This is a genomic window from Kitasatospora sp. NPDC002543, from assembly GCF_053594915.1.
In genome coordinates this window covers 13,072-33,987 of record NZ_JBSFWR010000053.1, presented here as the reverse complement: position 1 = coordinate 33,987, position 20,916 = coordinate 13,072, and the positions used below count along the sequence as shown (strand labels likewise).

Here is a 20,916-nt window from a genome sequence, read left to right as displayed (position 1 = left end):
GGGAAGCAGGCGCGGGAGGGCGGCAGCCCCTGGGAGACGACGGGGGCGCCGGCGCGTTCGGCGAGTTCCGCCCGGCGCAGCCGCCGCCAGTGCGGGCCGGGGTGTTCGGCGCGGCCCAGGTCGCCTCCGGTGACGACGAGGCCCGGTTCGTCGAAGTCGACGCCCGCCACGGTGTCGCGCGGGATGCTCCCGTCCGCCGGGCCCGCCTGCCGCCGCTCGTGGTACGACACCGCGGTGGGCCCGGCCCGGTGCTCGTACAGGGCGTTGGGCACCCGGGCGGCGTCGGGCATCGGCGGCGGCGTGAACCCGGTCAGGCCGTCGCCGCACAGCTCCGGCAGCCGGCCGGTCGCGGCGGACGGTGCGAGCGGCCACCGGCCGGACGGCGGATTCGGTTCCCCGCCCGTGCGTTCATGATCGCAAGGGGGGCCGGGGTCACCACCTGCCCTCAGCCGGCGGCGCCGGGGCGGTCGAGGGCGGTGACCTCGCGCACGGCGTCGGCGACGGCGCGGAAGTCCTTCTTCAGGACCGAGTCGTGGCTGCTGTCGACCTTCGCGCCGAGCCTGATGTGCGGGTTGCGTTCGGTCACCGCCGGCACCGCCGCGCGGATCAGTTCCTGCTCGTCGCCCTTGCTGCCCAGCGAGGCGCCCGAGGCGAGCACGTAGCGGGTCGGCACGGTGATGGCGTCCAGCACCGGGCCCAGGGCGCGGGCGCTGCCGATCCTGCCCAGTTCGATGTTGCACTCGGACATCTGCCGGTGGCTCATCCGCGGGGTCAGGCCGGTGGGGCGCAGCAGCACCATGAGCGGGTACCAGAGCCGGAACTGGCGGCGGATGCGCCGTTCCAGGTCTTCGGTGAGCCAGTCGTACGGTTCGGCGCCCTCCACCAGGACGGCGCCGATGGCGCGCCGGGGGTTGCGCGAGGTCCAGTGCGCGGCGACGAACGCCCCGTAGGACCAGCCGGCGATCACGGCCCGTTCCACGCCGCGGGCGGCGAGGACGGCGTCGACGTCGCGGACGGCGGCCTCGAAGGAGTAGTCCGCGGAGCGCTTGGAGGTGCGCCCGCGGGCCCGCTCGTCGTAGGTGATGTGCCGGTACCGCGGGCCGAGGTCGCCCAGGACGCGGCGCCAGTAGCCCTGGGTGGCGAACTGGCCGTTGAGGTAGAGCACCGGCACGCCGGTGCCGCCGGTGTCGGTGACGGCCAGGGCGGTGTCGTCGACGGCCACCATGCCCTTCCACGCGGGCGGGCGGGTCGAGGACGGGGGTGCGGAGTGGATCGTCATGGTGTCCCCCTTGGAGGGTGTCGGGCCCCGCGCGGGCGGGGTCAGAGGCTGCGGGCGGTGATGTCGCCGCGGGAGGTGGTGGCGCGGATGTCGAGCACGGTGGTGCCGTCGTTGCGCAGGGCGTTGTCGATGCGGCCGTGGCCGGTGCCGGCGTCCAGGGCGGCGGAGGCCGTGGGGGCGGCGCCGACGGTGATGCTCCCGGACCGGGTGTTCAGTTCGACGGTGCCGCGGTGGGCCTCGGTGACGCGGATGTCGCCGCGGGCGGTGGAGATCCGGGCGGGTCCGGTGAGGCGGCCGACCTCGATGTCGCCGTCGACGGCGGTCAGTCGCAGGCTCGCGGCCTCGTCGACCTTGGTGTGGCGGTACGCGCCGTCGAAGGCGACGTCGCCCAGGCGCCCGACGCAGCGCAGTTCGGCGGCGGCCGCCCTGCCCCGGACGGCGGAGCCGGCCGGCAGCTTGACGGTGACCTCCACGGAGCCGGTGGGGCCGAGGAGTTGGTGCCCGGCCGGGGCGGTGGTGATCCGCAGCACGCCGTCCTCGAAGGCGAGGGCGGTGCGCTCGGCGGCCTGGACGTCGCGGTTCTTGCCGGGCTCGGCGGGGTGGACCTCGACGGTGGTGTCGGTGCGCTCGGCGGCGATCAGCCGCACGCGCCCGCCGGGGATGTCCAGGACGACGGTGATCGGGGCGGGGGTGTCGAACTTCTGCATGGTGCTGCTCCTGTGTGCGGTGTGCGATGCGCTGTGCGCTACGGCCCGTCGGCGTTTCCGACATTGGAAACGCTACGTTGCTTTCAAGATCCCGGCAACTAGTTCGTTGCGTCAAAACTGCATCACCGCAGGTGAATAGCGGGAAACTGTTGCAACGAACCTGTCGGGTAACGCAACGAAAGCGACGTCGATCATTGCAATGGATGAAAGGTGAACGCTATGGTGGGGACGCGACGGCCGGGAACCGCCCGCCCACCACCACCGAGGAGACGCGATGCCGGGAGGCAGGCTCACCCAGCAGGAACGCCAGCAGATCGCGCTGGGGCTGGCCGACAGCCTCCCCTACGCCGAGATCGCCCGACGCCTGGAACGCCCCACCTCCACCGTCACCCGCGAGGTCATGCGCAACGGCGGCCCCCACGCCTACCGCGCCGACCTCGCCCACCGCGCCACCGAACACCGCGCCCAGCGCCGCCGCCCCACCACCCCCGGCACCACACCCGCCGGCCCCCAGCCCCACGGACGCGACAGCGAAGCCGTCGCCGCCTACGAGGAACGCCTCACCACCGTCCTCATGGGCTCCGGCCTCAACCGGATGGCCGCCCGCGTCGTCACCTGCCTGTCCACCACCGACGCCGGCAGCCTCACCGCCGCCGAACTCGCCCAACGCCTCCAGGTCAGCCCCGCCTCCATCTCCAAGGCCATCGCCTTCCTGGAGAGCCAGAGCCTGGTACGCCGCGAACGCGACGAACGCCGCCGCGACCGCTACATCGTCGACGACGAGCTCTACTACCAGTCCGTCATCGCCAGCGCCCGCGCCAACGACCGCGTCGTCCAGGCCGCCCGCGAAGGCGTCGCCGTCCTCGGCCCCGACACCCCCGCGGCCGCCCGCCTGGAGAACATCGCCCGCTTCCTCGACTACATCAGCGAAAGCATCGTCCGCGCCGCCGAACAGGCCCGCGAAGTCCTCCACACCAAACCGGCCACCGACCAGTAGGGGCACCGCACCCACCAGGCCACCCGGCCCCCCGGTGCCCCGGCGGCCCCGGTGCCCCGGCCCCCGGTGCCCCGCCCCGCGGCCGCCGACCGGCTCAGGCCGCCCGACGCGCGGCGGCCTTCTCCATCGCCCGCACCCGCCGCCACGTGTACACCCACGCGTCGATGTCCCGCACCCCGCAGATCTGCAGGAAATGCCGCACCTTCTCCATCCGCGGCAGCGCCGAGGCGTTCAGCATGTCGGAGATCGTGCTGCGCCGCAGGACCCTGCCGTACGCCGTCGGTCGCTGCTGGTGCAGCCGCGCGCTGCGCTCCTCCAGGCGGCGCAGCGACGGCTCGCCGGCCCAGACCCGGACGTCCTCCAGGCCCGCGACGAACTCCCGCACGGTGGAGAACATCACCGGGTCGGGTTCGCCCGCGGCCGGGACCGGCACGCGCCAGTCGGGGGCGGGGCGCTCGGCGGGGGTCCTCTTGGGTGTGGGCGGCTCGGCGTTGAGCATTTCCCTCAGCGCTCTCTCGCGGAGGATCAGCATGTGCTGTCGGTCGCGATCGCTCACGTCCATCGCTTCCAGCAGTGCCACCGTGGGCGGCTCCTTGGGGAGGGCGTCGCCCTCGAACACCCTGGCCACGAACGCGGTTCCCAGGCCGCTCCTGGCCGAGAGTCCCGAGACGGTCGCGTCGGGCCCACGCAGGCGGTGTCTCCGTAGTTCGGACGTGAACTCCTCGCGTGCGCTCATCGCCGCCCCCGCGCGGCCGCGCCGCAGGCCTCGGCGGCGGCGGTGACGATGACGGTCACCAGCGCCTCGACGGCGTAGCCGAGGACGACCAGGGCGACGACCCCGGCCAGGGCGACCGCGAGGAACGCGGCACACAGCGCGGCGCGCCGCGGGCCGGAGCCCCCGGGGCCTTCGGGGCTCCCGGAGCTCCCGGGGTCTTCGGCGGGCGGCGGTGTGCGCCGCACCGCGCATCGGAGTTCGAGCAGCACAGTGGTCCCTTCTGAACCCTTGACCCGGACGTGGGGATTGCCGTCCCCGGGGCCACCCGGCGGGTGGCTGGGCCAGATCATGCGCGGGGCGCGACGACGCGCGCAAGTCCCGGGCGGGCGGCGCGAAGGCCCTCAACGGGCTTCGGGCCGAGGCGATGTGACCGACCGTCGGGACGAGTCCGGACACCGTGACGGACGGTCCGCCACCCGGGTGTCCGAAGCCGTCCGAAACCGTCCGCCCGCCCGCGCCCGCGGCGCCGGGATCGCGGCTGCTCGCGGCGGGCCGCTGTCCGGGAGTGTCCGAAGTCGTCCGGCCCGCTTGGTCGAAGAGCCGCCGGCGGGAAGACTGCGGACCGAGAGTCCTTCCCCTCGACCCGGACGGCCTTTCCGGGCGGAGCGCTGTTGCCGCAGCCCCGCCGTGACGCGGATCACATCGCGGAAGGCCTGCCCCGTGACGGGAGCAGGCCTTCCGCGTTCCCCGCGACGCCGGTCAGGGCGTCAGCAGCAGGCGGCCGCGCAGGCCGCCGGCCTCCAGGCGGCGGTGGGCGTGGGCGGCCTGCTCCAGGGGCAGCGTGTCGGCGACCCGCAGGGTCAGCCGGCCGTCGGCCACGAGGGCGGACAGCCGGGCGAGGGCGGGCCCGTCGGCGGTGATCCACACGTTGGCGACCCGGATGCCGCGCAGGGCCACCGGCGCGCTGCCCGCCGCGACCGCGACGAAGGCGCCGCGCCCGCGCACCGCGCCCAGGGCCCGTACGCCCAGCAGGGCGGCGTCGATCGCCCCGTCGACCCCGCCGGGCACCGACTGCCGTACGGCCTCGGCGACATCGGGCGCGGTGCGCGGCACGAACCACTCGGCGCCCAGTTCGCGCACCGTCTTCTCGTCGTCCTCCCCGGCGAGCGCCACCACCCGCAGGCCGCGCAGGGCGGCCAGTTCGACGGCGAAGCCGCCGACCGCGCCCGCCGCGCCGGTGACCAGCAGGGTGGAGCCGGCCGGCAGGCCGAGCAGGTCGAGCGCCTGCAGCGCGGTGAGGCCGTTGAGCGGCAGCGTGGCCGCGTGGGCGAGGGGGACGTCCGCCGGGGCCGGGGCGAGGGCGTCCGCGTCCAGGACGACGTGCTCGGCGTAGGTGCCGAGGTCGGTGTCCAGACGGTCGCGCAGGCCCACCACCCTTTGCCCGGGCGCGAATCCGGCCACGTCGGGGCCGACGGCGTCCACCGTCCCCGCGACGTCCCAGCCGATGCCGGTGACCGCCCGCGCGGCCATCAGTCCGGCCTCGGCGAGCAGCCCGGAGCGGGTGACCGCGTCCACCGGGTTCACCCCGGCCGCCGCCACCCGCACCCGCACCCGGCCCCGCCCCGGCTGCGGCACCGGCACCTGTGCCACCTCCAGCACCTCGGGACCGCCGAACTCCCGCACCACCACGGCACGCATCGCACCCACACCCCTCACGCCTCGACAACTGCACCCAACCTAAGGAGAGTTACTCTCCACGGGGAAGGACGTACCCGAAGGTGCGTACCGCACGGAAAGGAGAGTGGGCCGGTGCCCACCACCACGACCGCCGCCCAGCGCCGCGCCGCCGAGGCGGCCGCCTACGACGCCTACCTCGCCTGGTGCCCGGCCCGCCAACTCCTCGACCGGATCGGCGACAAGTGGACCAGCCTCGTCGTCAACGCCCTCGCCGACGGGCCGCTGCGCTACAGCGGCCTGCGCCGGCGCCTGGCCGGGGTGAGCGAGAAGATGCTCACCCAGACCCTGCGCGCCCTGGAACGCGACGGCCTGGTCAGCCGCACCGTCACCGGCGGGGTGCCGGCCCGCGTCGACTACGAGCTCACCGCGCTCGGACGCGACCTGCTGCCGCTCGTCCGCCAGATCAAGGCCTGGGCCGAGTGCCACATGCCCCAGGTGCTCGCGGCGCGCGCCGCCTACGACGACGGACAGTGCGCCCGGCAGTGACCCCGCCGGCCGTAACCCCCGGCCGGGGCGGCTCGTTGGGCCCGTCGAGGTCACCTGTGACCGGCCGGGGCCGACGAGCCGCCCCGGCCCGACGGGAGGGGAAGCTCATGCCCGACGACGAGAACGACCAGGCCGCCGGCTCCGCCGTGCGCGGCGGCAGCCCCGACTCCGCGGTCGACCGGGTCGCCGACTTCTACGGCGCCTACATCGACGCCGTCGACGACGGAACCGACGACCTGGGCGACCACCTGCGCGCCCACTACCTGACCGAGGACCTGCGCCGGCGGCTGGCCGCCTGGGAGGAGGCCAACCACGCCGACGGCGTGCTGCGCGCCCAGGACGTGCCCACGCACTGGGAGGTGCGCTACCAGGACTCGGGCGCCGGGCACCTGTTCACCACGGTCACCCTGACCTGGGGCACCGGCCCCGACGCCGGGCACACCCGGCTGGCGGTGCAGAGCGACCTGAGCACCAAGCTGATCTCGGACATCGAGGACGCCTGACCCTCCGGCACACCCCACCGCCCGCCGCCGCCCGCCGGCCCCGCCGCACCGGCGCCGCCCGCCGCTCCCGCCGTCCGCCGTCAGGCCAGGGCGGCGGCCAGGCGCTCGGGCAGCGTGGCGTACGGCCGGCAGTCGACCACCGGCAGCGCGTGGGCGCGGGCCTGCCCGGCGAGCCAGTCGCTGTAGCGCGCGCTGACGGCCGCGCGCCCGGGCTGCGGACCGCAATCCGGCTCCCGGTCCGCGTAGTTGGCGCCGATGTGCTCCGGGTCGCCCTCGTGCAGGAAGACCGCGCGCACCCGCCGGCCCTGCCCGGCCGCCTCGGCGACGGCCCGGGCCGCGGCGGCCGGGGTGAGGTAGTCGCCCTCGACGATCGCGGGCACGTCCACGGTGAGCCGGTTGCGCACGACGCCGAGCAGCGCGTCGTCCAGGGCGCCGGCGGTGGCGATCTGCAGTTCCAGGACGCGCTCGGCGGGCAGCGCGTCGGGGTCGGGCACGGCGGCGAAGTGGTGCAGCCCGGGATGGCCGTCGGGGGTGGTGGCGGCCTGGAGGGCGGCCACGACGTCGTCGAACTCGACCACGAACGCCCCGTGCCGGGCGGACAGGAGGGCCGCGGCGCGGCTCTTGCCGATGCCGGAAGCACCGCCGATCAACAGGACGTCCCACGGGATTTCGTCGGTATGCATACCGGAACGGTAAACGGTTCGGGGTGCGGGTGGGCTCTGTGGGGTGGGGGAGGCGGCCCGCGGTGCGCCTCCCGGCCCGGCCCCCGGCGCCCGGCAGCCGGTCCCGGCCCGGTCCGTGGTCCGCCGCCCGTACAACTCCGGTGCGGGCGGCGGCAGCGGGCGGCCGGCCGGGGCCCGCACGGAGCCCGCCCGGCCGGCTCGGGTCGGCTCAGGCCAGGCCAGGCCAGGTCGGGCCGGGCCCGGTCAGAGCCGGTCGCGGGTGGCGGCCCGGCGCACCGCCCAGGGCAGGACGAACCACAGCACCACGAAGGCCAGCGCGATCGCGACGGTGATCGGCACCGCCGGCGCCGTACCGAGGACGACGTCCAGGACCAGCAGCACCGCGCCGCTCAAGGCGGAGGCGAGCAGCAGCAGTCCCGCCTGGGCGATGCGCGCCGAGACCGCGACGATCCGCTCCTTGCCCGGGTGCCGGTACAGGCCGCGGTGCAGGGCGACGGGGGTGGCCAGCACGGCCGCGGCGATGACCGACAGCAGCAGGGTGACGACGTAGATGTCCTGCTGGGCGTCGGTGAGTTGGGCGAAGCGGGGGGTGAACGCGACGCCCAGCAGGAAGGCGAAGACGATCTGCACGCCGGTCTGCAGCACCCGCAGTTCCTGGAGCATCGCCACCAGGCGCCGCTCGGCCCGCACCTCCGGGTTCTTCCAGCCGGGCGGGGGAGCGGGGGAGGGCGGTGGGGGGTCGGGCGGGGGCGGTGCGCTGGTCATGGGGCAGCTTCTCACGGCCCGCCGCCACCGCCCGGCTCCCCGCGACCGGCGGCCCGGTACGGCCTCCCGCACCGGCTCCCCCGCCCCCGCGGGCGCCCCCCCAAGCGCCCCGCCGCGGTCGCCCCTACCCCCGCCCCTGCCGTCGCCCTGCTCCTGCGGCGGCCGTCACCGGTCGCCGGAAGCGCCCCCGCCGCCCCCGCCGCCGTCCAGACGGTGCTGCCAGGCGGTGAGCAGCCCCTGCAGCGCGGCGGCCTCCTCCGGGTCCAGGTGGCCCAGCAGGCGGTGCTCGTTGCGGATGTGAGCGGTGAACGCCTCGTCGAACAGTCGCCGGCCGGCGTCGGTGAGGGCGACCACGCGCCCGCGCCGGTCGTCGGCGGCCGGACGGCGGGTGACCAGTCCGGCCCGCTCCAGACGGTCGATCCGCTTGGTCATCGCCCCGGTGGTCACCATGGTGTGCGCGGCCAGCTCGCCCGGCGCCCGCTCGTACGGCGCCCCGGCGCGGCGCAGCGCGGCGAGGACGTCGAACTCGCCCTCGCCCAGGCCGTAGCGCTGGTAGACGAGGGTCAGCTCCGCGGTCAGCCGGGCGGCCAGGCGGTGCAGGCGCCCGATGACGGCCAGCGGCGAGACGTCGAGGTCGGGGCGCTCGCGCCGCCACGCCGCCTGGACCCGGGCCACGTGGTCCTCGCAGCCCTCCCCGCCGTGTTCCCCGCCGTGGTCCTCGCGGTGCTCCCCGCCGTGGTCCCCGCGCGGGCCGGGGCCCTGCCGCCGGTCGCGGTCCTCGTGCTGCCGGTCGGTCTCCATGGAGGCCACCCTACTCCGGTAGCTTCCCAGGAAGCTATATTGCCTTCCATGGAAGCCACCAAGCGGTGGGTGCTGCTCACCGCCCTCGCCCCCGTCGCCTGGGGCGCCAACTACTGGGTCACCCACACCCACCTGCCCGCCGACCGCCCACTGTGGGGCGCCGCCCTGCGCGCCCTGCCCGCCGGCCTGCTGCTGCTCGCCCTCGCCCGCCGCCGCCCGCACGGCCCGTGGTGGTGGCGCAGCGCCCTGCTCGGCCTGCTCAACACCGCCGCCTTCTTCGTCCTGCTCTACCTCGCCTCCCAACTGCTGCCCACCAGCGCCGCCGCCACCGTCATGGCCGCCTCCCCGCTGGCCATGCTGCTCACCGCCTGGGCGCTGGCCGGACAACGCCCGCGCCGCGCCCACCTGGCGGGGTCGGCGGTGGGCCTGGCCGGGGTCGCGATGGCCCTGGCCGGACCGGGGGAGGGGATCGGCTGGGCCGGGCTGGCGGCCTCGGCGGCCGCGATGCTGGTCTCCTCCGTCGGCTACGTGCTGGCCGCCCGCTGGCGCGAGGGCGCCGACCCGCTCGCCGCCACCGCCTGGCAGCTGACCGCCGGCGCCTTGGTGCTGCTGCCGCTGGCCGCCGCCGTCGAGGGCGCGCCCCCGGCCGTGGACGGGCCCACCCTGCTCGCCTTCGGCTACGCCACCGTGGTCGCCACCGCGCTCGCCTTCACCTGCTGGTTCGCCGGACTGCGCCACCTGCCGGCCGGCACCGTGGGCCTGCTGGGACTGCTCAACCCGCTCACCGGCGTGCTGCTGGGCACCGCGCTGGACGGTGACCCCTTCGGCGTGCGCCAGGGCGCGGGGCTGGCCCTGGTGGTCGCCGGGATCCTGCTCGGACGCCCGCGCGCCGGGACGGCCGAGCAGCCCGCTGCCGAACCCGCCGCCGCCGCCGGACCCGCCCCCGCTGCCGGACCCGCCCCCGCTGCCGGACCCGCCGCCGCCGGACCCGCCCCGGCCGCCGGACCCGGCACCGAGGACCGCCTCCGGACGGGGCCGGCGCGCTCCGGCCCGACTCCTTGATCTCAAGCCGACTTGAGGTCCTAGCCTCGGTGGTGCGCGACCGGACCGGCCGCGCACCACCGAGACCCCGGGAGCGACGCCCATGACCAGCACCACCACCACCGCGGACCTCGCCGCTCTGGAACGGCGGGTCCGGGTCCTCACCGACCGGGCCGACATCACCGGCCTCATCGATGGCTACCTGCTCAGCCTCGACACGGCGCCCCGCGCGGGCGGGCGGTTCGACGAGGCGTGGGCGCGGCGCTACTTCACCCCCGACGTGCGGATCACCTCGCCGGTGGGGGAGCACGAGGGGATCGAGGGGCTGGCCGAGTCCGAGCAGGCCACCCTCGGCAAGTTCGAGCGCACCCAGCACGTGGGCGCCAACTACATGATCGACCTGGACGGGGACCGGGCCGCGGTGCGCTGGAACGCCCTCATGGCGCACGTCCACCTCCCCTCGACCCAGCAGGCGCGGGGCGAGCGGCCCGGCGGCCACTTCGACGTCGGCGGCACGTTCACCGGCGAGGCGGTGCGCACCCGCGACGGCTGGCGCCTGCGGAGCCTGGACATCCGGGCCGTGTGGACGACCGGCCAGGGGCCGCTCGTCCTGACCCCGAAGGCCGAGGCCACCCTGCGCGACCTCGCCGGCGGGGCGTGACGGAGAGGCGTGGCCAGGCGTGGCGAGGCGTGACGGCGCCCTCGCCCCGATGCGCCGCCCCGGCCCCGGCACCGCGCTTGCCTGCGGCTCCGGCCCCACGCTTGCCCGCGGCCCGGGCCACGTGATCGGATGGCGCGAGCATCGCGTGCCGGTGACGGACTGCGTCAGGCATGGAGGTGCGCAACCGAAGGGACCGCCTCCGTGGCCTCCCCCTCCTCCGGCCGTACGGCCGCCCTCAGTCTCCAACTCTCCCAGGCACACCGGGACTTGCGCCGCCGCCTCGCCGACCTGCGGGCAGGCCTCGGCCGCCCCCGCCACCCGGACATCGACGCCGACACCGACGCCTACGGCGACACCGGCGCCCACGGCGGCACCGACGGCAGCGGTGGCGAGGGCCGGCTCCTCACCCACTGCCTGGCCTTCTGCGCCGCCCTGACCAACCACCACCAGGGCGAGGACGGCGGCCTGTTCGCCCGACTCCTGCGCGAACGCCCCGACCTGGCGCCGACCATCGGAAAACTCGTCGAGGACCACGGCCTGATCACCGACATCCTCACCCGGGTGCGCGACCTCGCCGCCCTGGCCGCCGCCACCCCGGGCGCCGACCTGGAGGCCATCGGAGGCGAACTCGACGGGCTCGCGGCCATCATGGACTCCCACTTCGGCTACGAGGAACGGGCCCTCGCGGCCGCCCTGGACGCCGGGGTGCCCGACGACGGCTGGTCCGAGCCGGTCCTGCGCTTCACCGCGCCGCGCAGCCCGGCCCCGTAAAACCCCTCGCCCCGCCCGACCCGCGGTCCCTACACTCGCCACGCGGCCGCGCCCACACACCCGGCCCGACCGTGACGACCGTGACGACCGCGACGACGGCAACCAGGAGAGGAGGCGAGCGGCCATGCCGAAGCACAGCGCCGCCGCCCCCTCTCCCGCGTCGCGGTACGAGGTGATCCTGGTGTCCCGCGCCTCCCGGTGCCCGCTGCGCGGCCGGCACCGGAGCAGTGCCGCCACCGTCTGACACCGTCTGACACCGCCGTGCCACCGGCCCCCGGGCCCGTCCACGCGCCGGAACCCGACGACCCGTCGGCACTGCCGCACAATCGCGCGCCCACCCCAGGAGAGAACCGCCCCGAAAGGCACCCGGGCCATGCGCACCCACGCCACCACCGCCGTCACCACCACCGCGGTCACCACCAGCAGCACCACCGCCGCGACCGCGACCGGCGCCATCGCCGCCGTCCGCAACCTCGGCATCCTCGCCCACGTCGACGCCGGCAAGACCACCGTCACCGAACGGATCCTCTACCTCACCGGCACCACCCACAAGCGCGGCGAGGTCCACGAGGGCACCACCGTCACCGACTTCGACCCCCAGGAACGCGCCCGCGGCATCACCATCTTCGCCGCCGCCGTCAGCTGCGCCTGGGCCGGGCACCGGATCAACCTCATCGACACCCCCGGCCACGTCGACTTCGCCGACGAGGTCGAACGCTCCCTGCGCGTGCTCGACGGCGCGGTGGCCGTCTTCGACGCCGTCGCCGGCGTCGAGCCGCAGAGCGAGTCGGTGTGGCGCCAGGCCGAACGCCACGGCGTGCCGCGCATCGCCTTCGTCAACAAGCTCGACCGCGCCGGCGCCGACCTTGACACCGCCGTCGCCGCCATCCGCGAACGCCTGCACCCCTGCCCCCTGGCCGTCCAACTGCCCATCGGCACCGAGGAGTCGTTCACCGGCGTCGTCGACCTGGTCCACCTGCGCGCCCTGACCTGGCACGACGACGGCACCCCGCAGGAGGGCCCCGTCCCCGCCCACCTCGGGGCCGAGGCCGGCGAACGCCGCCGCGCCCTGGCCCAGGCCGTGGCCGAACGGCACCCCGACGCCCTGGAGGAGTACTGCGCCCACGCCACGCTGAGCGCCGCCACCCTCACCGCCGCCCTGCGCGACCTCACCCGCACCGGCGAGGCCGTCGTGGTGCTGTGCGGCTCCGCCTACCGCAACCGCGGCATCGAACCGCTCCTGGACGCCGCCGTCGCCTACCTCCCCTCCCCGCTCGACGTCCCGCCCACCCGCTCCGCCGACCGCGCCCAGCAGCGCGAGGCCGATCCCCGACAGCCCCTGACCGCACTGGCGTTCAAGGTCACCGCCGCCCCGACCGGGCGCCTGACCCACCTGCGCCTGTACGCCGGAACCCTGCGCAAGGGAGCCACCGTGCTCGACACCGCCACCGGCCGCCGCGAACGCGTCGCCCGCATCCTCACCGTCCTGGCCGACCGCCACACCGAGACCGAACACGCCCGGGCCGGCGACATCGTCGCCGTCATCGGCCCCCGGCACACCCGCGTCGGCGCCACCCTGTGCGACCCCGACCACCCCATCGTCCTGGAGGCACCCGTGAGCGCCGAACCGGTCGTCACCGTCGCCGTCGAGGCCCGCCGCACCGCCGACACCGACAAACTCGCCACCGCCCTCGCCCGCCTCGCCGAGGAGGACCCCTCGCTGCGCGTGGCCACCGACCCCGAAACCGGCCGGCGCACCCTGTCCGGCCTGGGCGAACTGCACCTGGAGGTCGCGGTGGAGAGGATCCGGCGCGAGGCCGGCGTCGAAGCGGTGATCGGGCGCCCCGCGGTCGCGCTGCGCGAGGCCCTGCTCCGGGGCGTCACCGGCTTCGTCCACCGCCACGCCAAACAGGACGGCGGCGCGGGCCAGTTCGCCCACCTCGTCCTCGACGTCCACCCCCTGCCACCGGACGCCGAAGGGGAGTTCGCGTTCACCTCCACCGTCACCGGCGGACGCGTGCCGCGCGAGTACGTGCAGGCCGTCGAGGCCGGCTGCCGCGACGCCCTCGCTGAGGGCCCGCTCGGCGGGCACCCGGTCACCGGCGTCGCCGTCACCCTCACCGACGGGGCCACCCACCCCAAGGACTCCTCCGAACTCGCCTTCCGCACCGCCGCCCGCAACGGCCTGCGCGAAGCCCTGCGCGCCTCGCGCCTGCACCTGCTGGAACCGCTCGCCGAGGTGGACGTCACCGTGCCCGAGGACGCCCTCGGCACCGTCCTCGGCGACCTCGCCGCCCGCCGCGGCCACGTCCGCGCCACCGAGCCCGGCCCCGGCCCCGGCGCCGCGGCCCGGGTGAACGCGCTCGTCCCGCTCGCCGAACTCTTCGGCTACGCGGGCCGCCTGCGCGGCCGCACCCAGGGCCGCGGCACCTTCACCACCCGCCCGGCCGGCTACGCCCCCGCACCGCCGCCGGCCGGCTGAGCCCGCCGCCCGGCCCTCCCCGCCCCACGGGAGGGCCGGGCCGCCCCGGCGGCCGCCCACGCCGACGGGTACGGAGGGCCACCGGGCCCCGCTGCGGCGTGCCGGGCCCCGGGGCCCGTAGGCTGGGCGGGCCACCGGTGGTACAGACCGTCACCGAAGCGCACAAAAGCGACCGAACGACAGAAGCGGGCAGGCACAGGCACATGCAGTTCGACGACCAGGGCGACCTCGACACCTCACAGGTGGACGACCGGCGCGGCATCCCCGGCGGGAAGGTCGCCATCGGCGGCGGGGCCGTGGGCCTGATCGCGGTGCTGTTCGCGGTCGTCCTCGGCGTGGACCCGCAGCTGCTGGGCCTGTCCTCCGGCTCCGGTTCCTCCGGCTCCTCCTCCGCCGGCGTGCGCACCGAGGGCGAGGCGCAGAAGTCCTGCAAGACCGGCGCGGACGCCAACAAGCGCCAGGACTGCCGGATCGTGGCGGTCACCAACAGCGTCCAGGAGTTCTGGCGCAACGAGCTGCCGCGCGCCGCGAAGGTCCCGTACAAGAACGCCGAGACGGTGCTGTTCACCAGTCAGGTCTCCACCGCCTGCGGGTCGGCGACCTCCGCGGTGGGCCCCTTCTACTGCCCCGGTGACAAGAAGGCCTACTTCGACCTCGGCTTCTTCAACGAGCTGTCCGCCCGCTTCGGCGCCAAGGGCGGCCCGTTCGCCGAGTCCTACGTCGTCGCCCACGAGTACGGCCACCACGTCCAGAACCTCACCGGCGCGATGCAGAAGGTCGGCAACGACCGCCAGGGCGCCAACAGCGGTTCGGTGCGCCTGGAGCTGCAGGCCGACTGCTACGCCGGGGTGTGGGCGCACCACGCGACCACCACCCCGCAGCCCTCCACCGGCCGCCCGCTGATCGCCTCGCTCACCGACCAGGACATCGCCCAGGGCCTGGACGCGGCCGCGGCCGTCGGTGACGACCGGATCCAGCAGAGCGCCGTCGGCCGGATCAACCCGGAGGCCTGGACGCACGGCTCCGCGGAGCAGCGCAAGGCCTGGTTCACCACCGGGTACCGCAGTGGCGACTTCGCCCAGTGCGACACCTTCTCGGCCGCCAAGCTGTAGCGGACCCCGCCGTCGGGAACCCCCCCGGGCCCCGCCGCCTCCCCGGAGGCCGCGGGGCCCGCCCGTGCCCGCCCGTGCCCGCCCGAAGCCGGCAGCCGTCCCGTCGCCCGCCCCGGCCCGCCGTCCGGCCCCGGGCTTGACCTCCGCCTTGCACGGGCGCCGTCCGGGCCCGGCCGGCGTTCACGAATCTCCCACCCCGGCCCGGCCCGGCCCCACCCCGGCCCGCCCCGGCGGCCCGGACACCACCCGGACCCGTACGGAATGGGACGTCACGCCTGATTCCTCCCGGCCCAGGGGATATGCCGGACCTTCACGTCTCTCCCATCAGATGATCACTCTGCTGCCGGAATCCCGACCCCCGCAGTACGGGGCGGTCCACTCCAATTCCCTTCGCACACCCCCCGAGCTGCGAAAGGCCACCACCCCCATGACCCGCCCCGCCGACCGCCCCACGCCCGACCGGATGCTGCGCGAGGCCGCCGCCCGCCTGGACCGGCGCCGCTTCCTGACCGTCACCTCGGCGGCCGCCGCACTCGCCTTCGGCGTCAACCTGCCCTCCGCGCACGCCGACGACGCCGCCGAGATCGCCCCGCGGGCCCTGGGCGAGAACCCCTTCACCCTCGGCGTGGCCTCCGGCGACGCCACCTCCGAGGCCGTCGTGCTGTGGACCCGCCTGGCCCCGCGCCCGCTGGAGCCCGGCTCCGGCCTGCCGCCCACCGGCTCGGTCAAGGTCACCTGGGAGATCGCCCGCGACGAGAGGTTCCGCCGCGTCGAGCGCCGCGGCACCGCCCGCGCCCACGCCGAGTTCAACTACGCCGTCCACGTGGACGTCGACGACCTCGACGCCGGCCGCCCGTACTGGTACCGCTTCACCGTCGGCTCCTGGACCAGCCCCGTGGGCCGCACCCGCACCGCCCCGCCGCAGGGCCGCAAGCTCGACAGCGCCCGCATCGCCTTCGTCTCCTGCCAGGCCTACGAGGACGGCTACTTCACCGCCTACCGCCACCTGGCGAACGAGGACGTCGACGCCGTCTTCCACGTCGGCGACTACATCTACGAGTACGGCATCGACGCCGCCGGCGGCGACCGCAAGTACACCGACCGCACCCTGCCCGCCCACTACAACCACGAGACCACCACCCTGGAGGACTACCGGCTGCGCTACTCCCTCTACAAGACCGACCCCGACCTCCAGGCCGCGCACGCCGCCCACCCCTGGTACGTCACCTGGGACGACCACGAGGTCGAGAACAACTACGCCGCCGGCATCCCCGAGAAGAACCAGGACCCGGCCCCCTTCATCGCCCGCCGCGCCGCCGCCTACCGCGCCTACTGGGAGAACCAGCCGCTGCGCATGCCCCAGCCGCACGGCACCGACCTGACCCTCTACCGGCGCGTCCACTTCGGCCGGCTCGCCCAGTTCGACATCCTCGACACCCGCCAGTACCGCGACGACCAGGCCAACGGCGACGGCTGGCAGTACCCCACCCCCGAGTCCGACGACCCCAAGCGCACCCTGATGGGCGCCACCCAGGAACGCTGGTTCGCCGAGGGCCTGCGCCGCTCCAAGGCCACCTGGAACGTGGTGCCCCAGCAGGTCGTCTTCTCCCGCCGCAAGAACACCACCGCCGACCGCTCCAAGCTCTCCATGGACGCCTGGGACGGCTACCCGGCCGCCCGCGAGCGCTTCCTGCAGGCCGTCGACCGCTCCGGCGTCGAGAACCTCGTGCTGCTCACCGGCGACGTCCACGTGGCCTACGCCCTGGACGTCAAGCGGGACTTCAACGACCCGGCCTCGCGCACGGTGGGCGTGGAGTTCGTCGGCACCTCGATCAGCAGCGACGGCGACGGCGAGGAGAAGCCGTCCAACTGGAGCAACCTCATGTCGGCCAACCCGCACATGAAGTTCTACGACGGGCGCCGCGGCTACACCGTGCTCACCCTGGACCGCCACCGCGCCCGCGCCGACTACCGGGTGGTCTCCCACATCACCCGCCCCGGCGGCACCCTGTCCACCGCCGCCTCCTTCACCACCGAGGCCGGCAACCCGGGCATCCGCCCCGCCTGACGCCCCACCCGGCGTCCCGCCGCACGGCCCGGCCCCGCCGCCTTGAGGGAGGCGGCGGGCCCGGGCGCCCGCCCGGGCCCCGAGCGGGGGTACGGGCCGGGGTGCGGGCGGGGGGAGTTTCGACGCCGATCGACTGATTTGGGATCACGGTTCGGCGAACGTTGCGCCCGCCGGTGCCCCGGGCGGGCCCCGGCGCTGCCGTGCGGCGGTAGGTTGCGGCGCACACATTCATGATCGTCACGGGGGATCCACCATTTCCACTCAGCCCACCGAGCCGGCCCCGCACGCCCCGGCCCCGGCCCCGCACGCCCCGGCCCCGGCCCCGCACGCCCCGGCCGCGGTCCAGGCCGCGCCCGCCTACGGCGAGGGCCAACTCGCCTGCCGCTACTGCGGATCCGTCCCGGCCGTCAACGCGACCTTCCGCGGCCACCTGGGCCTCGTCGTCATCCTGAAGTACTTCAAGCGCAGCGGCCCCTACTGCCGCGGCTGCGGCATCACCGCGCACCGCGAGATGACCTCCGACAGCCTCTGGCAGGGCTGGTGGGGCATCCCCTCGATGATCGTCAACCCGATCATCATGCTGCTCAACGTCCCGCAGCGCCTGAAGGTCAACAAACTGGCGCCGCCGCTGCCCGGCGCGCCCCTCGCGCCGATGGACCCGGGCCGCCCGGTCTACCTGCGGCCCGCCGTCTTCGGCGCGCTCATCCCGGTGCTCCTGGTCTCGCTGATCGTCTTCATCGAGAAGGGCGACCCCGAGTTCGCCAAGGCCGGCGACTGCATCCACAACAAGAACCAGATCGTCCTGCCCGGTCTCCTCGACGCCAACGCCGACGTCGAGGTGGTGCCCTGCTCCGGCCCGGACGCCGACGCCCGCGTCGTGGGCCGCGAGGACGACACCACCGACGGCCAGGGCGTGTGCCGCCGCTCCTACCCCACCGCCGACGGCTACTTCACCTACAAGCGGGGCAGCGACAAGTACACCCTGTGCCTGCAGACCCTGAAGCAGAAGCCGAGCCCGATCACCCTCCCGTAGCGGGCACCGGCACCGGCACGACCCACAGCTCGGCCGGCCCGTTGATGATCGCGGACTCCAGCCGGGCGGCGGGCGCCGCCCTGGACGGGTCCAGGACGGCGCCGGGGTAGGCGCCGAACAGGCCGTCCAGGGCCACCTCGGCCTCCAGCCGGGCCAGCGGCGCGCCGAGGCAGAAGTGCGGGCCGTAGCCGAAGGCCAGGTGCTCCTTGTCGGGGCGCGCCGGGTCGAACTCGTCCGGCCGGTCCGGGTGGGCCTGCGGGTCCCGGCCGGCCGCGGCGAACCCCAGCAGGATCGGCTCGCCCCGCCGGATGACCACGCCCTCGCCCAGGTCGACGTCCTCCAGCGGGTAGCGCAGCGGAAGGTGCATCACCGGGCCCTCGTGGCGCAGGGTCTCCTCCACGACGTCCTCCCAGCTCAGCGCGCCCTCGCGGACGGCGGCCAGGTGGCGGGGGTGGGTGAGCAGCGCCTGGACGGCGCTGGTGATGAGGTTGACCGCGGTCTCGTACCCGGCGCCGAGCATCAGGAACAGCGTGTCGCGGGACTCCTGCTCGGTGCGGCCCGTCCCCTCCCCGGTCGGGAGGGCGGCCACGTCGCTGGCGAGGTCGGGCCCCGGCTCGCGCCGCTTGAGGTCCAGCAGCTCGGCCAGCGCCGCGTCCATCTCCGCGCGCCAGGCCGCCATCTGCCCGGTCGTCGCCGACGTCTTCAGCAGGGAGTCCATCACCCGGCCGATCCGGGGCCGCATCCCGGCCGGCACACCGAACAGGTCGCAGATCACCGACATGGTCAGCGGCAGGGACAGCGCCCGGCGGATGTCCACGGCCTCGCCGGGGCCCAGCGCGCCGAGCGCGCCGACCAGGCCGGCGGTCGTCGCCGCAATCCCGGGCCGCAGCGCGGCCACCCGGCGCGGCGCGAACGAGGGCGCCATCCGGCGCCGGCCCGAGCGGTGCTCGGCGCCGTAGAGGTTGAAGAAGTTCTCCTGCAGCGCGATCGGCCCCATCGGCCACCCCTCGGGCAGCTCGGCCAGCCCGGGCCAGTGCTTGCGCGGGTCGCGGGAGATCCGCGGGTCACCCGTCAGCGCGCGGATCACCGAACTGCGCGTCACCGACCAGGCGATGACGCCGTTGGGCAGCTCGACCCGCACGGCGGGCCCGGCGCTGCGCAGCCGCGTGTTCTGCCGGTGGGGGTCCCGGGCGGTCATGTCCAGCACCGGGCACTCGCTGTCGTCTGGAGCCATGGCCGTCGCTCCTCAGGAACTCTCGGGACCACTCGGGACCACTCGGGACCACCGCCGGGACCGTCCGGATACCGCGGGACCGCTCGGGACCGGTCGGGGCGCCCCGGTGGCGGGGCGTGCCGGGACACCGCCCACCGCGTCCGGGGCCGGTGCTGCGCCGCGGACCGGGGCCTGTGCTCCGTTGTAGAGGGGCGCCGCTCGGCCGTCAACGGAGCCTTGGCCCGTCCGGCGCACCCCGGCGCACCCCCGGCTCGCGGCCGCCCGCCGCGCGAGCGCCCCGGCCCGGGACGGTCGGCGCGGAGGGGACGGGCCGCCGCCCGGTCAGCGGCCGCCGCCCGGTCAGCGGCCGCCGTCCGGGCGGCGGACGGTGAGGCTGCCGTAGGCCGACAGCGCGCCGGACGGGTCGCCGGAGGAGCCCCGCACGGTGGCGTCCAGGAAGGCGAGGGTGGCCGCGGCGACGACGCGCGGCCCCTCGGTACGGCCCAGGGAACCGACGAGCGAGGGCACCGGCGGCAGGTACAGCGGCCCGTCCGTGAAGGTGAGGTGCGCGGCGCCGGGGACGGTCAGCCGGTAGCCCGGCGCGGTGGCGGAGGCGAGCGCCTCGGTGAGACGGGGCAGGTAGCGCGGGTCGGTCGACGGGGTGATCGCCTGGGTGAGCGCGAGCGCCGGCTGGACGAGGGCGGGCGTGGCGGGGCCGTGGGGGAAGCCGTCCAGGTCGACGACGGCCCGGAAGCGGTGGTCCCGCCGGGCCGCCTGCAGAGCGGCCGCGCCGCCCATGGAGTGCCCGGCCACCGCGGCCCGGCCGGTGTCCAGGCGCCCGCTCAGCGGGTCGGCACCCTCACCGCGGTCCAGGGCCTCCAGACGGGTGAGGACGAAGCCGAGGTCGGCGGCCCGCACCGCCGTCCAGCCGGCCGCCAGCTCCTCGTCCTTGTCCCGGTCGCCGCTGGAGGCGGTCCGCGAGGTGACGGTGCGGCCGTCGGCCAGGACGACGGCCGCGCAGTCGTACGGGTGGTCGAGGGCGGCGACCACGTAGCCGTGGCCGGCCAACTGCTCCGCCCAGGCGGTGTTCTGGGTGCGCGCCCCGCCCGAGCCGGGGGAGAACAGCACCACCGGGAACCGCCCGCCCCGGGCCTCCACCGGGGCGTCGGGGACGGCGTTGCCGCGGGCCCGCGCGGCGCCGTCCAGCAGGAAGCCCGGCAGGCCCACCCCGTGGGCGAGGGCGGCGGAGACGGTGCGCGCCTCCTGCCCGGTACGGCCCAGGTACGGGGCCCGCCGCGCACCGGCCGGGGCCTTCGGCGCCGGGTACCAGAGCTGGACGACGACGGTGCGCCGGTCGTCCGGATCGGCGGTGAAGGTCTCGGGGCGGCCCTGGTCGGTCCACTGCACCACCCGGGTGCCCACCGCGAACCCGCCCGACGGCTGCGGGAACACCGGCACCGGAAAGGCCCAGGCACCCACCGGGCCCGCGGCGATCAGGCCCGCGCAGGCCGCCGACCCCGGCAGCGCCAGCCACCGGCGGGCCCGCCACGCCGGCCGGCCGAGGCCGCGCCGCAGCGGCCGCAGCACGGGGCGGAGCGCGAACGGCAGCACGAGGGCGCCGCCCGCCAGCACCGGCAGCAGCTGCCAGCGCACGCCCGTCACGGCCAGGCCGAGCGCGCACGGCACGAGCACGGCCACCGCCGCGATCGTCACCCGGGGGCGGGCGGCGGGGGGAAGCCAGCGCGCCACCACCAGCGCGACGGCCCCCAGCAGGGCGAGGATTTCCAGGAGGGACATGTGCGGTCCCGCGATGATCTCGGTCACCCGGCCATGCTCGGCGCCGGGCGCACACCGCCGCATCG

General features: G+C 75.9%; 20 protein-coding genes. 10 read left to right on the top strand and 10 right to left on the bottom strand.

The features are described from left to right. Nucleotides 1-445: 445 nt before the first annotated feature. Both ACWD4P_RS22325 and ACWD4P_RS22320 read right to left on the bottom strand, forming a co-directional pair. A complete protein-coding gene (locus ACWD4P_RS22325; protein ID WP_449780758.1) occupies nt 446-1,279 on the bottom strand; it encodes an alpha/beta fold hydrolase in 834 nt (277 codons plus the stop codon). Between the two features lie 41 nt (nt 1,280-1,320). Next, complete coding sequence (locus tag ACWD4P_RS22320) at nt 1,321-1,986, bottom strand: DUF4097 family beta strand repeat-containing protein (RefSeq protein WP_449780757.1); 666 nt, start codon at nt 1,984-1,986, stop codon at nt 1,321-1,323. 274 nt (nt 1,987-2,260) lie between these two features. Between ACWD4P_RS22320 and ACWD4P_RS22315 the strand changes: the two genes are divergently transcribed. After that, nucleotides 2,261-2,983 carry a helix-turn-helix domain-containing protein gene (locus tag ACWD4P_RS22315; protein WP_449780756.1) on the top strand — a complete coding sequence of 241 codons (723 nt, stop codon included), beginning with the start codon at nt 2,261-2,263 and terminating at the stop codon, nt 2,981-2,983. Nucleotides 2,984-3,077: 94 nt separating this feature from the next. Here ACWD4P_RS22315 and ACWD4P_RS22310 read toward each other — a convergent pair whose 3' ends face one another. The 3 genes from ACWD4P_RS22310 to ACWD4P_RS22300 form a co-directional block, all read right to left on the bottom strand. Further along, on the bottom strand, nt 3,078-3,611 hold the full coding sequence (locus ACWD4P_RS22310; protein ID WP_449780755.1) for a hypothetical protein: 534 nt from the start codon (nt 3,609-3,611) through the stop codon (nt 3,078-3,080). A 104-nt stretch (nt 3,612-3,715) separates the two neighbouring features. Further along, nucleotides 3,716-3,967 carry a hypothetical protein gene (locus ACWD4P_RS22305; RefSeq protein ID WP_449780754.1) on the bottom strand — a complete coding sequence of 84 codons (252 nt, stop codon included), beginning with the start codon at nt 3,965-3,967 and terminating at the stop codon, nt 3,716-3,718. A gap of 490 nt (nt 3,968-4,457) precedes the next feature. Next, entirely contained in the window at nt 4,458-5,396 is a 939-nt protein-coding gene (locus ACWD4P_RS22300; RefSeq protein ID WP_449780753.1) for an NADP-dependent oxidoreductase, read from the bottom strand. A 111-nt stretch (nt 5,397-5,507) separates the two neighbouring features. Here ACWD4P_RS22300 and ACWD4P_RS22295 point away from each other — a divergent pair, with 111 nt between their 5' ends. Both ACWD4P_RS22295 and ACWD4P_RS22290 read left to right on the top strand, forming a co-directional pair. Beyond that, nucleotides 5,508-5,921, top strand: a complete 414-nt coding sequence (locus ACWD4P_RS22295; protein WP_359831836.1) for a winged helix-turn-helix transcriptional regulator — start codon at nt 5,508-5,510, stop codon at nt 5,919-5,921. Between the two features lie 107 nt (nt 5,922-6,028). Next, the gene (locus ACWD4P_RS22290; protein WP_359831838.1) at nt 6,029-6,424 is read left to right on the top strand and encodes a hypothetical protein; all 396 of its coding nucleotides are present in this window, start codon (nt 6,029-6,031) and stop codon (nt 6,422-6,424) included. Nucleotides 6,425-6,504: 80 nt separating this feature from the next. Here the strand turns inward: ACWD4P_RS22290 and ACWD4P_RS22285 are convergent, their stop codons facing one another. From ACWD4P_RS22285 to ACWD4P_RS22275, 3 genes are all read right to left on the bottom strand, one after another. Beyond that, nucleotides 6,505-7,107 (bottom strand): AAA family ATPase, encoded by a 603-nt coding sequence (locus tag ACWD4P_RS22285; RefSeq protein WP_449780752.1) that lies wholly within the window; start codon nt 7,105-7,107, stop codon nt 6,505-6,507. Nucleotides 7,108-7,350: 243 nt separating this feature from the next. Then, a complete protein-coding gene (locus tag ACWD4P_RS22280) occupies nt 7,351-7,872 on the bottom strand; it encodes a DUF6328 family protein (protein WP_359829965.1) in 522 nt (173 codons plus the stop codon). A gap of 165 nt (nt 7,873-8,037) precedes the next feature. Further along, complete coding sequence (locus ACWD4P_RS22275; RefSeq protein WP_449780751.1) at nt 8,038-8,673, bottom strand: MarR family winged helix-turn-helix transcriptional regulator; 636 nt, start codon at nt 8,671-8,673, stop codon at nt 8,038-8,040. Nucleotides 8,674-8,721: 48 nt separating this feature from the next. Between ACWD4P_RS22275 and ACWD4P_RS22270 the strand changes: the two genes are divergently transcribed. The 7 genes from ACWD4P_RS22270 (at nt 8,722) to ACWD4P_RS22240 (ending at nt 17,841) form a co-directional block, all read left to right on the top strand. Further along, nucleotides 8,722-9,735, top strand: a complete 1,014-nt coding sequence (locus tag ACWD4P_RS22270; protein ID WP_449780750.1) for a DMT family transporter — start codon at nt 8,722-8,724, stop codon at nt 9,733-9,735. An 82-nt stretch (nt 9,736-9,817) separates the two neighbouring features. Next, nucleotides 9,818-10,375, top strand: a complete 558-nt coding sequence (locus ACWD4P_RS22265; protein WP_449780749.1) for a nuclear transport factor 2 family protein — start codon at nt 9,818-9,820, stop codon at nt 10,373-10,375. Between the two features lie 201 nt (nt 10,376-10,576). Next, nucleotides 10,577-11,146 (top strand): hemerythrin domain-containing protein, encoded by a 570-nt coding sequence (locus tag ACWD4P_RS22260; protein ID WP_449780748.1) that lies wholly within the window; start codon nt 10,577-10,579, stop codon nt 11,144-11,146. A 373-nt stretch (nt 11,147-11,519) separates the two neighbouring features. Then, nucleotides 11,520-13,628, top strand: coding sequence for an elongation factor G (gene fusA, locus ACWD4P_RS22255; RefSeq protein ID WP_449780747.1), 2,109 nt, complete (start codon nt 11,520-11,522; stop codon nt 13,626-13,628). 203 nt (nt 13,629-13,831) lie between these two features. Further along, complete coding sequence (gene ypfJ / locus ACWD4P_RS22250; protein WP_449780746.1) at nt 13,832-14,740, top strand: KPN_02809 family neutral zinc metallopeptidase; 909 nt, start codon at nt 13,832-13,834, stop codon at nt 14,738-14,740. Between the two features lie 427 nt (nt 14,741-15,167). Continuing rightward, a complete protein-coding gene (locus ACWD4P_RS22245; protein ID WP_359827380.1) occupies nt 15,168-16,808 on the top strand; it encodes an alkaline phosphatase D family protein in 1,641 nt (546 codons plus the stop codon). A gap of 511 nt (nt 16,809-17,319) precedes the next feature. Continuing rightward, entirely contained in the window at nt 17,320-17,841 is a 522-nt protein-coding gene (locus ACWD4P_RS22240) for an LppU/SCO3897 family protein (RefSeq protein WP_359827382.1), read from the top strand. Here the strand turns inward: ACWD4P_RS22240 and ACWD4P_RS22235 are convergent. Both ACWD4P_RS22235 and ACWD4P_RS22230 read right to left on the bottom strand, forming a co-directional pair. Further along, nucleotides 17,828-19,075: a cytochrome P450 family protein gene (locus tag ACWD4P_RS22235; RefSeq protein ID WP_449780745.1), complete on the bottom strand. Its 1,248-nt coding sequence runs from the start codon at nt 19,073-19,075 to the stop codon at nt 17,828-17,830. The two genes, ACWD4P_RS22240 and ACWD4P_RS22235, sit on opposite strands and share 14 nt — an antisense overlap. Nucleotides 19,076-19,414: 339 nt before the next feature. Continuing rightward, the gene (locus ACWD4P_RS22230; protein ID WP_449780744.1) at nt 19,415-20,878 is read right to left on the bottom strand and encodes an alpha/beta hydrolase family protein; all 1,464 of its coding nucleotides are present in this window, start codon (nt 20,876-20,878) and stop codon (nt 19,415-19,417) included. Nucleotides 20,879-20,916 lie beyond the last annotated feature (38 nt).